We start from the raw sequence: 13,088 nt of genomic DNA, 5'->3' as shown, positions 1-13,088 counted from the left end.
CAACGTTGACCGGAAACTCACCTTGGCTGTGCGTTTTTTGCGCGCTGTCGCAATGCGCCCGAACGACTGCACGGGCAAGCAGACGCGAGGAGGCATGCGCTGGTGAGCGCTGAGCGTTCACCTAAAAGATTGAGCCAATAAAAAGCCCGCGTCGCTCGATCAGCGACGCGGGCGTGGCAACAATGCGACGGCGTTACAGCGTGACTGCGCCGCCAGAGATGGTCAGCAAGGTGCCCGATGTGTAACTGGCCGTGTCGGCCGCCAGCATCACGTAAGCCGATGCCAGCTCGACCGGCTGACCTGGGCGCCCCATGGGCGTCTGCCCGCCGAAGTTTTCCACCGACTCTTCATCCATGCCGGAGGGAATGAAGGGTGTCCAGATCGGGCCCGGCAGGACCGCATTGACGCGGATGTTCTTCTCCGCCAGCACGCCGGCCAGGCCGATGGTGAGGTTGGCCAGCGCACCCTTGGTCGCGGCGTAGGGCAGGATGTTGGGCGTGGGTTTCTTCGATTGCACCGAGGCGGTATTGATGATGGAGCCGCCATCGGTCATCAACGGTACCGACAGGCGTACCAGATTGAAGGCCGCATGCACGTTGGTGTCGAAGGTCTTGCGCCATTCGTCCAGGGTGATGTCTTCGAAGGTCTCGAAGTACTTCTGGTAACCGGCGTTGTTGACCAGGATATCCAGGCCGCCCAGCGTGCTGTTGACCTTGTCGATCAAGGCCGCTGCCTGGCCGGGGTCGCTGATGTCGCATCCCACCAGCAGCGCCTTGACGCCGGCCTTTTCGATCAGCGCGCCAATGCGCGCTGCATCTTCCTGCTCGTCGGGAAGGAAGGCGATGGCCACGTCTGCGCCTTCGCGTGCATAGGCGATGGCAACCGCAGCGCCGATGCCGCTGTCGCCACCGGTAATCAATGCGCGCTTGCCCTTCAACTGGCCGTGGCCAACGTAGCTGTCTTCGCCATGGTCCGGGCGCGGGTCCATCTTCTCGGTGCGTCCGGGAAAGCTCTGCTGCTGTGGCTTGAAGGGGGGGCGTGGATAGTTGGGTACGGGCATCGTGGTCTCCTGGCAGTGGAAGTCGTTGGTTGCACGCCAGTGTGGTCGCGCAAACGTAAACGTCCGGGCTAAACGATGTGCGCGTGGTGTGTTGCGGGTTGCGCCCTGTGCGTGGCAGTCACCCATCGCGCGGCATGCGGAACAGCGCGGTTGCACGCAAACTTCATGCGGTTTTGCCCAGGACGCTCGATACTGCGCGCATCGTCAGGAGGTCATCCATGTTCTTGCGTCGTAACGGGCTGTCGTTGTGTCTGCTTGCGTTGACCATCTTCTTCATCGGTTGCCAGATCTATGCCGGGTTGCATGCATACAACGACGAATTGCGCGAGCAGGGGCAGCCGACGCTGCTGCTGTCTGCGTATCTGCACAGCCCGCATTTCATGTCGGCACTGTTCGAAAACTGGGAGAGCGAGTTCCTGCAGATGGGCATGTACGTGTTGCTCACCGTGAAGTTGCGGCAGGTGGGCTCTGCCGAATCGCGCCCGCTCGATCCGGCTGAAGAAAGCGTTGAGATCAAGCCTGGCACCACGCCCTGGCCGGTGCGTGCCGGCGGGATATGGCGACGGCTGTACGACCATTCGCTGGCCATCGCGTTCGGAGCGCTGTTCCTGATGAGCTTTGCGCTGCATCTGGTCGGCAGTTGGCGACTGGAGGTGGTGGAACGTGCGCAGAAGGGCTTGCCGCCCATCACGGTCTTGGAGCATTTCACCAGCGCAGCGTTCTGGTTCGAATCGATGCAGAACTGGCAGAGCGAGTTCCTGGCGGTGTTCTCGCTGGTGGTGTTGACTATCTGGTTGCGGCAGAAGGATTCGCCGCAGTCCAAGCCGGTCGAGGCGCCGCATTCGCAGACCGGCGGGTAACGCGGCTTGAGCCCTTTGCGAAGCGGCGAAGGGTACGCAGCCGGAGCCTGTGCTCTCCGGTGCGGGGAGTGCATTGCCACACGCACTTCACGCCACCACCGGGCTTCGTTCACCACCTCGCAATGCCTGCGCGCCTAGCGTTGGGTCATGACGACCACGCAGGAGATGAGCATGGGCAGCGAATCGAAAAAGCCATGGGGCCCGGAAGACGATCAGAAAAAGCCGTTTACGCCACAGGAGCGTCGCAACGAGGATGTCGCATGGAAGGTGCACGACATGCCCGACGAAGATCCCGAGATCAACAAGGCCGACCCCGAACACGACTACGAACGGCCGGACGGCTCGGAAAAACGCTGAAGCACACCGCCCGTATCGCCAAAGCGCCCGCAACGCGGGCGCTGTTGGGTTGTCTGAAGACATCTGCCGCAACGCCTCGCATGGTGCACACGCCTGCGTGCCGCACTCTCGCTCAGTGATGATGGTGATAGCCCACATCGGCGGTGATCTTGCCGCGGAACACGCGGTACGACCACACCGTATAACCGAGCACCAGTGGCAGCAGTACCACCAGGCCCACCATCGGAAAGATTTGCGAAGAGGGTGGCGAGGCCGCCTGCCAGATCGTGTAGCTCGGTGGCACCAGATACGGCCACATGCCCAACACCAGGCCGATGAAGCCCAACACGAAGATCGCCAGCGTCAACAGGAAGGGCCATGCGTCGCTGCGCGAGCTGTCGCTGTTGCGCCAGAGCGCAAGCGCTACGGCTGCGGTCATCAGCGGAATCGGCGACAGCCACCAGAAATTGCCATGTTCGAACCAGCGCGCCATCACATGCGAGCTCAGGAACGGCAGCCACACGCTGACCAGCACGACGAAGGTGACCACCACGCCCACCAGCGGCTTGGTCAATTGCCGCGCCAAGGTATGGGTGCGCCCATCGGTCTTGAGGATCAGCCAGGTGCTGCCGAGCAGCGCATAGCCGAACACCAGCGCAGCACCGGTGAGGATGGTGAACGGGCTGAACCAGCCGAACACGCCGCCGGTGTAGCGCCCGTTGTCCAATGGCATGCCTTCCACCAGCGCGCCGAGGATGATGCCTTGCGCGAAGGCGGTCAGGATCGAGCCGGCGATGAACGATAACGTCCACAATCGACGCGAGCGCTGCGCCTTGAAACGGAATTCGAACGCCACCCCACGAAACACCAGCGCCATCACCATCAACAGCACCGGCAGATATAGGCCGGACAGGATCACCGCATACGCCGTGGGAAACGCAGCGAACAGGCCGGCGCCGCCAAGCACCAGCCAGGTTTCGTTGCCGTCCCAGATGGGCGCGGCGGTGTTCATCATCAGGTCCACTTCCTGTTCGTCGCGCGCGAAGGGCGCCAGCATGCCCAGCCCGAGCACGAAGCCGTCCAGCACCACGTACATCAGCACGCCGAAACCGATCACGCCAAACCACACCACCGGCAACCAGTAGTTCAGTTCCATGGCGTGTTCTCCTGTTCCAGTGATGTATCTGCCGCGGACAGCGGGCGTGCCGGCGTGTGTTCGCCGCCGGCCACATCCGGCCCGTCGCGGCTGGGTTGCGGCCCGGCACGGACCAGCTTGGTCAGATAAAAGATTCCGAAGCCGAATACGAACGCATAGCCCAGCAGATACACCAGCAGCGAGACCGCCACTGTCGCAGTCGATTGCGGGCCCACCGCATCGGCAGTACGCAACAGCCCGTACACCACCCACGGCTGGCGCCCGATCTCGGTGACGAACCAGCCAGCCACCAGCGCCATGAATCCAGCCGGCAGCATGAGGTTCCAGGCCAGGATCAGCGGCCTGGCATGCAGGCGTCCACGCCACCAGGCAATGGCCGAGATCCACGCCAGCAACAGCATCGCCATCCCCAGGCCCACCATGATGCGGAAGGCAAAGAACACCGGAGCCACCGGCGGGCGTTGATCGCGCGGCACCGACGTCAGCGGCGTAATGTCGCCGTCTGCACTGTGGGTCAGGATCAGGCTGCCCAGGCGCGGGATGGCCACCTCATAGTCGTTGCGCTCGGCCTGTGCGTTGGGCAGCGCAAACACCACCAACGGCACGCCGGCGCCATCGCTTTCGCTGTGCCAGTGCGCCTCCATCGCGGCGACCTTGAGCGGTTGATGCTCCAATGTGTTGAGCCCGTGCTGGTCGCCTACCAGGACCTGGATGGGCAACACGATGGCGGCAAATGCCACCGACAAGCGCAACATGCGGGCGCCGGCATCCACATGCAGCCCTTTGCGCAGGTAGTAAGCGCCGACGCCGCCAACCACAAAGCAGGTGGTGATGAACGAACCCAGCGCCATATGGACCAGGCGATACGGAAACGACGGGTTAAAGATGATCTGCAGCCAGCTGACCGGCTGCACGATGCCGTTGACCATCGCGTAGCCACGCGGGGTGTGCAGCCAGCTGTTGGACGACAAGATCCAGAACGTGGACACCAGCGTGCCGATCGCCACCATGCAGGTGGCGAAAAAGTGCAGGCGTTCGGAGACCCGGCCCCAGCCGAACAGCATTACCCCCAGGAAGCTGGCTTCCAGGAAGAAGGCAGTGAGCACTTCATAGCTCAGCAGCGGGCCGATCACGCTGCCGGCAATGCGGCTCAGCTCGGGCCAGTTGGCGCCGAACTGGAAGGCCATGACGATGCCGCTGACCACGCCCATGCCGAAAGACACCGCAAAGATCCGCAACCAGAAGAAGTACAGCCGCTTCCAGGCCTCTTCGTGCGTGCGCAGCCAACGCCATTCCAGAAACCCGAGCAGGTTCGCCAGGCCGATGGTGAAGGCCGGAAACAGCACATGGAACGAAATGACGAAGGCGAACTGGATACGGGACAGCAGCAGCGCTTCCACAGGTTTCTCCTATGCCTGGCGGTATGCGGCGGCGCCGACACCACGGCCGCGGCATGCGGCGCAGGCCGGGCAAGCGCAGCTGGCACCTGCAGCGTGCGCGAACAACGGGCACCTGGGCACGCATGCCGCCACCGCGTGCAGACGCGTGGTGCCAATGACAAGCCTGCGCCCATCACGCGCGAAAAAGAGTGAACTGACGCACCGTGCGATACCTTGCAGGCCCGAAGAGCCCCTTCCGAGCACGGCAGGCGTGCACCGCACTAATCAAGCGGGCCCAACCTGTAGCTGCATCACGCCTGGCGGAGGTGGCGCAGGCAACGCGGCGCCAGCCAATCGGCGAGCACGGCATTCATCGAGCCGGGAGTCAGGCACAGCGCATCGCGCACGGCCTTGACCGCTTCTGCATCGGTCAGGTCGGGGCGTGCGTTGTATGCCGCGCAGACCGCCCGGATCGTGCCTTCGGGAATGCCGTCGAAGGCGTGATAGCCAAGCTGGCCCCGGCGGTGCTCGCCACGCCAGTACTCCAATTCGGTTTGCACATCGGCCTGCACGGGCGCCGAGACTGCGTGCATGGGACACCTCGCTCGCTGGATCGAGCGAGTGTTCGCCGCACCGTGGAAGGAACGCGTGAGCGCGTTGTGCACGCCCTCTCCACGAGCGGTGCGTAGGCTGTGGGTAACCCAGTGGACCCGATGCGGTTTCCTGACGGGTTCATGCGGCGCCATGGTGGCGTCGGCTTACGTCAGCCCCGGCTGATATCCTGGCTCCGATGCAGGCACGCAAGCGAGCTCAGCCAGCGCTCGATCAAGACGGCACCCGTTGTTGGACTTGCGCGGCGGCCCTGGCAAACCTTGCTCTCCTTGGCGTTTCGGCGTTCTCGAAGCGGCGACCGACCCAGAGCGTGACGCTTGGCACTGGCGCAATCGAGCGCTTCCATGCGTACTTCGCCCACAGCCGTCAGGGCGGGCTCGACCGGGGGAGGAGCGCCGCACCATCCACAGAACGTGGCGGCAGCAGGCAATTTCCGATGTGGTGTGCAGCGCATTTCGCGCGGCCGTCACAATTCTCAACTGAACATGTATCAGTCATTGCGGACAGAAGCGCTCATGGACCGTCTTTCCTGCGCCATCATCGACGACGACGTGGAGTTTTGCGATCAGGTGGTTGAACTCGCCACCGATAGCGGCTTCCGTGCCAAGGGCATCCACACCCTTGGCGAAGCCAGCCGCTGGCTGGACAGCAACTTTCCCGACCTGTTGGTGGTGGATGTTGGCCTGCCGGACGGCAGCGGTTTCGACCTGATCGAGCGGCTCGACCCGGACCACACCCCGCAGATCGTCGTGGTCTCGGGCGATTACGCGCGCGAAACCCAGGGTCGGGCGCAGCAGTTCGGGGTCAGCGAATTCCTGACCAAGCCGTTCGCGCCCGAACGCCTGGAGCGGGTGCTCGGGGGATTGCGCGAAGCGCAGCAGGGCAACCTGGGCATCGTTGGCAACAGCGACAGCATCGTCATGCTGCGCAAGGACATCGTGCGCGTGGCGCCGACCGATCTGAATGTACTGGTGACCGGCGAAACCGGTACCGGCAAGGATCTGGTGGCGCGCGCCATCCACCGTGTGTCCGGTCGCCGCGGCCGTTTCGTGCCGGTCAACTGCGGTGCCATTCCGGAAGAGTTGCTGGCCAGCCAGTTGTTCGGCCACGAGCGCGGCAGCTTCACCGGCGCCGACCGTCGGCATGCCGGATTCCTGGAGCAGGCCGCAGGCGGCACGCTGTTCCTGGATGAAATCGGCGAGATGCCCAAGCGGCTGCAGGTGTATCTGCTGCGGGTGATCGAATCGCGCAGCTTCATGCGCGTGGGCGGCAACGAGGAAATCGCACTGGATGCGCGCGTGGTGGCAGCCACCCACCAGCACGTGCAGCGCGAGCAGGCGGTGCTGCGTGAAGACCTGTTCTACCGTCTCAATGAATACCCGATCCAGGTGCCGCCGCTGCGCGAGCGCCGCGGCGATGCGCGCCTGCTTGGCTTACGCGTGATCGACGAGCTCAACGTCAAGTATGGCAAGCGCAAGTTGCCGACCAAGTCGTTGCTGCGCTACCTGGCATACCATGCCTGGCCAGGCAACGTGCGCGAACTGCGCTCGTTCATCCACTACCTGTATCTGCGCTCCGATGGCGATCTGTTGAGCGCCCCGGATGTGGAGCAGACCGTGCCGCAGGCCGACCAGGACGGCTTGCTGATTCCTGCCGGCTGGACCATGCGTCAGGCCGAAGACGCGATGATCGAATCGGCACTGGCGCGCACCCGCTTCAACAAGAAGGCCGCCGCACGCGAACTGGGCATCAGCGTGCGCACCTTGCACAACCGTCTCAGCGACAAGGGTGCGGAGTGAGCGAGGCACCGCGTGGGCAGCGGCGTGAACTGCTGCACCAGTTGCGCAACCGGCTCAACGTGATGGGTTTTGCGTTGTATGCGTTGCGCAACGAAACGTCCAAGCCGCTGGAGACGCTGCGCACGGCGCATCAGTCCGCCGTTGAACTGCTCAACCAGCTTGGCGAGCAGGAGCGCGCCTTGCAGCAGCCCGGCGTGGAACCGGGCGAGAGCGCCCAGCCCGCCTGCACCGATCAGTGATCGGCCAGCTCGGTCTGGTGGCTGAGCAAGCTGGTGATCGTGCGCGGGTTGTAGGGCTTCATGCAGTACGACAGATGCGCAAAGCGCTGCGGCAGCGTATAGCGGTCGTAGCCGGAGCAGAAGGAAAACGGCACGCCCCGCTCCATCAATGCATCGGCGACCGGAAACACCGCCTGGCCGCGCACGTTGACATCCAGCAAGGCACCATCGATGGCCTGACCTGACGCTACCAGCGAAAGCGCGTCAGGCACACTGCCGACCGGCCCCACCACGTTGATGCCAGCTTCCACCAACAAGTCGTTGAGCGATTCGGCCAGCAAGTAATCGTCCTCGACAACAAGAATGCGGCGGCCGGCAAGTGCAGTGTCGTGCATGACAGGCTCCAAAGCAGTGGCGTTTCGGACAACACGCGTGCGCATGGTGCTCGCACTGCAGGTTAACGCCGCGCGCAAGCAGACGCTTCCAGGACCGGTCTCTGCAATGTGCGCACGCGATGACGCATGTGCTGCATGGTAGTCCGCCGCCCTTTACGCGATCATGGCCGATTGCGCTTGAATCCAGCATTGCAACGATAGTGCCGCCATGACCGACGACGAAACTTCCAACAACGACATCGCTACGGATGCGAACACGCAGCCGCCCTTGTTCGTGCTTGGCGTGGGCGCCGCCGGCATGGACGCCGATCGCCTGGCAGAATTGCTCGATGCGATTGCTGGCGCGTCGAATCTGGCCATCATGCTGCTGTTGCGCGACCGCCAATTATTGGATGAGGCACGCCTGCGCGAACTGCTTGGCAGTCAGGCCACCCTGCTGTCGGTACCCAGCGATGGCGACCGGCTGCAACCGGGGCGCTTCTATCTGCCGCCGGCCGATACGGTCGTCACGCTGGAGGAAGGGCGCATCCGTCTGCGCGCCTTGCCCGGTGGGGAGAGCGACCACGGGTTGATCGATAGCTTCTTCGTCTCGATGGCGCACGATCAGGACGGCAATGTGATCGGCCTGATCGTGGGGCGCTTCGACGGCGACGGCACGCTGGGGACCGCGGCGATCCGTGAGTGCGGCGGTCTGGCGCTGGCCGTGGACGATGCCGCACTGCATGGGCTGGACCTGCGCAGCGCCAGCAACCCGGCCGCCATCACCGACGACATCCTGCCCCTGCCACAGATCGCCGCGCGTATCGCGGCGCACATGCAACGCCATCACGGCTACGGTCATCCGGTGCCGACCGGCGTGCGCAATGGCAGCGAGAGCGACAAGCTCAGCCAGGTCGCCGCCATCCTGCGCAATACCACCGGCCACGATTTTCATGGCTACAAACGCGCCACCTTCCTGCGCCGCGTGCAGCGGCGCATGCAGGTCGCGCAGGTGGAAACGCTGGAGCAGTATCTGGAGGTGTTGCGCAATCGTTTCGACGAACCGTTGCAGCTGTTCAACGACCTGCTGATCGGCGTGACCAAGTTCTTTCGCGACCGCCGCGAGTTCGAATTCCTCGAGCAGCAGGTGATTCCGCGCTTGTTCCAGGGCAAGCACACCGGCGACAGCCTGCGCATCTGGGTGCTGGGCTGCTCCACGGGCGAAGAGGCCTATTCGCTGGCGATGCTGCTGCGCGAACACGCCGAAACCCTGGACACCGCGCCACGCATCCAGATCTTCGCCAGCGATATCGACGGGCGCGCACTGGCCACTGCACGGGTGGGGCGCTATGCCTCCAGCATCGTCGGTGAAGTTGCACCCGAACGGCTGCGGCGCTGGTTCGTCAAGGAAGGCGACACCTATGTGGTGAGCAAGGAGCTGCGCGAGCTGTGCGTGTTCTCCCAGCACAGCATCGTCAAGGACCCGCCGTTTTCGCGGCTGGATATGGTGTCGTGCCGCAATCTGCTGATCTATCTGGATGCCGAATTGCAGAATCGGGTGATCCCGATCTTTCATTTCGCCATCCGTCCGGGCGGCTACCTGTTCCTGGGCAATGCCGAAAACGTCTCGCGGCACGCGCAGTTGTTTACGCCGGTCGAGCGCAGCTTCCGGGTCTTCCAGCGCATCGATGCGCAAAGCAACGTGCATGCGACCTTCCCAACCATGCAGCCCGCTGCGGTTGCCAGGGTGCCTGCACCACCGCAGCGGCAGCGCACGTCCAGCAATGCGTTGGTGCGCGCCGGCGAGCGCATCGCCGACCGTTATGCGCCGGCGTATGCGGTGCTGGACGAGCAGTTCGAGGTGCTGCATTTCTCGTCGCAGGCGGGGCGCTTCATCCGTCCTGGCGGCGGCACCCCCAGCCTCAACCTGCTCAACCTGATTCATCGCGATTTGCGCCTGGACTTGCGCAGCGCGCTCAGCCGCGCCGAACGCGACCGCTCACCGGTGCACGTCAAGGGCATCCAGGTGCACGAAGATGCGGCGACCTGGGCGGTGAACCTGTTCGTCGAGCCGACCGCCGACTCGGAGGTGCCGCGCGGCTACGTGGTGCTGTTCCAGGAAGTGGAAGCGCGCGAACCGGTGGAGCTGCCCGCCCCACACGACAGCGTGCACGACGATGGGCATGTGCAAGTGCTGGAGAACGAGCTGCGCATCACCCGCGAGCGCCTGCAATCGATGATCGAAGAGCTGGAAAGCACCAACGAGGAGCTCAAGTCTTCCAACGAGGAATACCAGTCGCTCAACGAAGAACTGCAGAGCGCCAACGAGGAGCTTGAAACCTCCAAGGAAGAGCTGCAATCGGTCAACGAGGAAGTGACCACCGTCAACGGTGAGCTGGCCCATCGCGTGCAGGAGCTGGCGCATGCCAACAGCGATCTGAAGAACCTGCTGGAAAGCACCCAGATCGCTACCGTGTTTTTGGACAACGAATTGCGCGTCACCAACTTCACGCCGGCCGTCACCGACATCCTGCCGCTGGTGGAAAGCGATATCCATCGCCCGATCAGCCACATCAAGCTGCATGTGGATTACGACGAACTGCAAGACGATGCGCGCCGGGTGATCCGCACCCTGGCGGTGCTCGATCGCGAGGTCGAAAACCCCACCACGCATGCGCGCTACATGGTGCGCGTGCTGCCGTATCGCACCGTGGACAATTTCATCGGTGGTGCGGTGCTGACCTTCATGGACGTCACCCCGCTCACGCGCGCCGAGCGTGCGCTACGCAGCAGCGAGCAACGCCTGCGCACCTTGATGGAAGGCATCCCGCAGCTGGTGTGGCGCTCGCTCGATGGCGGCCGCTGGACCTGGTCCAGCCCGCAATGGTCCAGCTACACCGGCCAGAGCGATGCTGAGAGCCTTGACCTGGGCTGGTTGCAGGCGGTGCACCCGGACGATCGCGAGCTGACCATGAACGCCTGGCTGGGGAGTGCGTCCAGTGGCGGGCTGGATATCGAACACCGCCTTTTCAACGCGGATGAGCAGGGTTATCGCTGGTTTCAAACGCGCAGCGCTCCGGTACGCGACGAACGCGGCCAGGTGCTGGAATGGCTGGGTACCTCCACCGAATCGGACAACCTGCGCCGGCTGCAGGAAGAACAGCGTGTACTGGTGGCCGAGTTGCAGCACCGCACGCGCAATCTGATCACGGTGGTGCAGTCTGTAGCCAAGCAGACTGTACAGACCACCCAAAGCATGCCCGAGTTTGCGGCCAAGTTCGAGGATCGGCTGGCCGCATTGTCGCGCGTGCAGGGGCTGCTGTCGCAATCGGACAATATGCCCACCACCATCGGCGCGTTGTTGCGTATGGAGCTGGATGCGTTGGGGGCAGAGCCGGATCAAAAACGCATCGTGCTGGAAGGTCAGAACGTGGCGCTGCGTAAATCCACCGTGCAGACGCTTGCATTGGCATTGCACGAATTGGCCACCAACGCGGTCAAGCATGGCGCACTGGCGGTGGACACCGGCACCTTGTCGATCCGCTGGGAGGTCGTGTCTGACAGCGAAATACCTGCGCGCCTCAAGCTGTTGTGGATCGAAGAAGGCGCCAACAATCAGCTGCGCGGCGACCGTGATGAAGTCAGCGGCTTCGGTCGCCGCCTGATCGAAAAGGCCTTGCCGTACAGCCATGGCGCGCAGACGCGCTACGAGCTCAGCGATACGCGCCTGGAATGCGAAATCCAGTTGCCGCTCAATCCTGTGAACGGGTGAGTGGACCGTAGACCTCGGGCCTGCATGGACGTGGCCGCTGGGTGAGCAACGTATGCACATGCACCGCCCGCCCACGCCGCGATGCGCAGGTCTGAGTGCCGGGCACGCACGCGCCCTCGCAACGATGAGACTTGCGCGACCATCGAGACGGCTAGTGAAAGAGCGCTGTGCTGCACACAAGACGCCTATGCATTGAGCGTGCCTTTGATAGCAGACTCTGCTGCACGTGCATCTACATCTAGCAATGTAGCGCTGCGTGTACACGCACAGCCCACGGAAAATACTGCGCAATGATGCAGATCCTGCGGCCTATTCGGCTTCCGCTGTGCGTGTAGTGCAACTGAAGTTACTTGAAACTCTTGCAGCACCGAGCTTTGCCGAAGTCAAAAAGTTGGCGCGCATTGTGCGTAACCACTGAGGTCATCGAGATGCACACAGTGGAGTAGTCATGATTACGCGCATTCTTCAGTTGTCCGCCCGCATGGCGAGCAATGCCTGGGTCGAGGTCGGCGTGGGCGCCGATGCCGACATTCTGGTCGCCGACCGTGGCGGCAAACGCGAGGAGCGCGCGACCTTCGGCCGCCGCGCACCGGGGCAGCAGCGTTCGATCCATTTGCAGGAGCCCGGCGGATTGGGCGGCGTGGATCTGGCCATCTGGGAAACCCAACGCTGCGCCATTGCGCTATGCGGTTTCGTCTGCACTGCATCGGCCGACGGCACCACCGCCGCGACCTGGTTGAGCCAGGATGGCAGCGCGGTGTATGCCGCCGGGTTGCGTAACGTGATGGACATCGGCGGACGCCTGCAGATGGGATTCTCGCTGCTCGTCGCCTCATCGGCGAGCATGCCCACCTACCGGCCGCTGTGTATCGACGCGGACCTGAGCAAGTGGCTGCACATGGGCGGCGCCGAAGCCATGCGCCATCTCACGCCCTGGCGGCTGGAACGCTGCGCCGCTGCGGCAGGCGTACGCCCGGAGTGGGCGAGCGAAGGGGCCCCGGCACCGATTGCGCGGGTCTGAGCGCGTGCGCCATGCAGCCAACAAAGAAGGGGCCCAGCGGGCCCCTTCATCGTTTCTGTAGTGTGGGTCGATCCTGATTGCTGCCTGCTAACGATCGCGCCGCGAACAGGTAACCCACCGACGGCAGGCTCGCAATCGATCAGTTGTCTTCTGCTTCCTCGGCGTTGTCGTCCAGGGCGCGTTGCTGCGCGTCGATGTGTTGCTGCTTGCCGTAAGTGCCGCTCTGGCCGAAGTTGGGTTGCGTGCTGCCGTCACGTTCCGGGTGGCCGTCGGGTTCGCCTTCGCCCAAGGTGCCGCCGCGGCCATGACCGCGTTGATGCAACGCTTCCGGCGCGTCGTCACGCGGCGGCAGTGCATCGCGGGTCTGGACGGCCGATGGATCGTTGCGGCCCTGGCCATCCACCGATGCGTCGGTACCGTTCCCGCGATAGGCCGATTGGCGTTCGTCGTGTGTGTCGAGCGTGGATTTTTCGTTCATGGCAACTCCTGTGCAGTGCAATG

12 protein-coding genes are annotated in these 13,088 nt (G+C 63.7%); 6 read left to right on the top strand and 6 right to left on the bottom strand.

The genetic code is table 11. From position 1 onward, the window contains the following. Positions 1-193 precede the first annotated feature (193 nt). Complete coding sequence (locus HLH45_RS01505) at positions 194-1,060, bottom strand: SDR family oxidoreductase (protein WP_008577702.1); 867 nt, start codon at positions 1,058-1,060, stop codon at positions 194-196. 218 nt (positions 1,061-1,278) lie between these two features. Here HLH45_RS01505 and HLH45_RS01500 point away from each other — a divergent pair, with 218 nt between their 5' ends. Both HLH45_RS01500 and HLH45_RS01495 read left to right on the top strand, forming a co-directional pair. Continuing rightward, positions 1,279-1,920: a DUF6766 family protein gene (locus tag HLH45_RS01500; RefSeq protein ID WP_008577704.1), complete on the top strand. Its 642-nt coding sequence runs from the start codon at positions 1,279-1,281 to the stop codon at positions 1,918-1,920. Positions 1,921-2,067: 147 nt separating this feature from the next. After that, positions 2,068-2,277: a hypothetical protein gene (locus HLH45_RS01495; protein ID WP_008577706.1), complete on the top strand. Its 210-nt coding sequence runs from the start codon at positions 2,068-2,070 to the stop codon at positions 2,275-2,277. A gap of 112 nt (positions 2,278-2,389) precedes the next feature. Here the strand turns inward: HLH45_RS01495 and cydB are convergent, their stop codons facing one another. From cydB to HLH45_RS01480, 3 genes are all read right to left on the bottom strand, one after another. Beyond that, positions 2,390-3,412 carry a cytochrome d ubiquinol oxidase subunit II gene (gene cydB, locus HLH45_RS01490; protein ID WP_008577708.1) on the bottom strand — a complete coding sequence of 341 codons (1,023 nt, stop codon included), beginning with the start codon at positions 3,410-3,412 and terminating at the stop codon, positions 2,390-2,392. Continuing rightward, positions 3,403-4,812 (bottom strand): cytochrome ubiquinol oxidase subunit I, encoded by a 1,410-nt coding sequence (locus HLH45_RS01485; protein ID WP_008577709.1) that lies wholly within the window; start codon positions 4,810-4,812, stop codon positions 3,403-3,405. Before HLH45_RS01485 ends, cydB begins: the two co-directional genes overlap by 10 nt. 290 nt (positions 4,813-5,102) lie before the next feature. Next, positions 5,103-5,384, bottom strand: a complete 282-nt coding sequence (locus tag HLH45_RS01480; RefSeq protein WP_008577712.1) for a hypothetical protein — start codon at positions 5,382-5,384, stop codon at positions 5,103-5,105. Positions 5,385-5,918: 534 nt separating this feature from the next. Here HLH45_RS01480 and HLH45_RS01475 point away from each other — a divergent pair. After that, the gene (locus tag HLH45_RS01475) at positions 5,919-7,202 is read left to right on the top strand and encodes a sigma-54-dependent transcriptional regulator (RefSeq protein WP_014091160.1); all 1,284 of its coding nucleotides are present in this window, start codon (positions 5,919-5,921) and stop codon (positions 7,200-7,202) included. Further along, entirely contained in the window at positions 7,199-7,441 is a 243-nt protein-coding gene (locus HLH45_RS01470; protein WP_008577714.1) for a hypothetical protein, read from the top strand. The genes HLH45_RS01475 and HLH45_RS01470 overlap by 4 nt, the downstream gene beginning before the upstream one ends. On the opposite strand, the gene HLH45_RS01465 is transcribed toward HLH45_RS01470, so the two are convergent. Further along, on the bottom strand, positions 7,435-7,815 hold the full coding sequence (locus HLH45_RS01465) for a response regulator (RefSeq protein ID WP_008577717.1): 381 nt from the start codon (positions 7,813-7,815) through the stop codon (positions 7,435-7,437). The two genes, HLH45_RS01470 and HLH45_RS01465, sit on opposite strands and share 7 nt — an antisense overlap. 208 nt (positions 7,816-8,023) lie before the next feature. Between HLH45_RS01465 and HLH45_RS01460 the strand changes: the two genes are divergently transcribed. Then, entirely contained in the window at positions 8,024-11,566 is a 3,543-nt protein-coding gene (locus HLH45_RS01460; RefSeq protein ID WP_008577719.1) for a CheR family methyltransferase, read from the top strand. 448 nt (positions 11,567-12,014) lie between these two features. Continuing rightward, positions 12,015-12,587 (top strand): hypothetical protein, encoded by a 573-nt coding sequence (locus HLH45_RS01455; protein ID WP_008577720.1) that lies wholly within the window; start codon positions 12,015-12,017, stop codon positions 12,585-12,587. Between the two features lie 139 nt (positions 12,588-12,726). Here the strand turns inward: HLH45_RS01455 and HLH45_RS01450 are convergent, their stop codons facing one another. Then, complete coding sequence (locus tag HLH45_RS01450) at positions 12,727-13,065, bottom strand: hypothetical protein (protein WP_008577721.1); 339 nt, start codon at positions 13,063-13,065, stop codon at positions 12,727-12,729. Positions 13,066-13,088 lie beyond the last annotated feature (23 nt).

The sequence above is a fragment of the Xanthomonas euvesicatoria genome, assembly GCF_013112235.1.
Classification (GTDB): domain Bacteria; phylum Pseudomonadota; class Gammaproteobacteria; order Xanthomonadales; family Xanthomonadaceae; genus Xanthomonas; species Xanthomonas euvesicatoria.
This window is presented reverse-complemented; position numbering and strand designations above follow the sequence as displayed.

Excerpts from the sequence above, each read along its gene's own strand:
- HLH45_RS01505 (WP_008577702.1), bottom strand. The coding sequence starts at position 1,060 with ATGCCCGTACCCAACTATCCACGCCCCCCCTTCAAGCCACAGCAGCAG.
- HLH45_RS01500 (WP_008577704.1), top strand. The coding sequence starts at position 1,279 with ATGTTCTTGCGTCGTAACGGGCTGTCGTTGTGTCTGCTTGCGTTGACC.
- HLH45_RS01495 (WP_008577706.1), top strand. The coding sequence starts at position 2,068 with ATGACGACCACGCAGGAGATGAGCATGGGCAGCGAATCGAAAAAGCCA.
- cydB (WP_008577708.1), bottom strand. The coding sequence starts at position 3,412 with ATGGAACTGAACTACTGGTTGCCGGTGGTGTGGTTTGGCGTGATCGGT.
- HLH45_RS01480 (WP_008577712.1), bottom strand. The coding sequence starts at position 5,384 with ATGCACGCAGTCTCGGCGCCCGTGCAGGCCGATGTGCAAACCGAATTG.
- HLH45_RS01475 (WP_014091160.1), top strand. The coding sequence starts at position 5,919 with ATGGACCGTCTTTCCTGCGCCATCATCGACGACGACGTGGAGTTTTGC.
- HLH45_RS01465 (WP_008577717.1), bottom strand. The coding sequence starts at position 7,815 with ATGCACGACACTGCACTTGCCGGCCGCCGCATTCTTGTTGTCGAGGAC.
- HLH45_RS01460 (WP_008577719.1), top strand. The coding sequence starts at position 8,024 with ATGACCGACGACGAAACTTCCAACAACGACATCGCTACGGATGCGAAC.
- HLH45_RS01455 (WP_008577720.1), top strand. The coding sequence starts at position 12,015 with ATGATTACGCGCATTCTTCAGTTGTCCGCCCGCATGGCGAGCAATGCC.
- HLH45_RS01450 (WP_008577721.1), bottom strand. The coding sequence starts at position 13,065 with ATGAACGAAAAATCCACGCTCGACACACACGACGAACGCCAATCGGCC.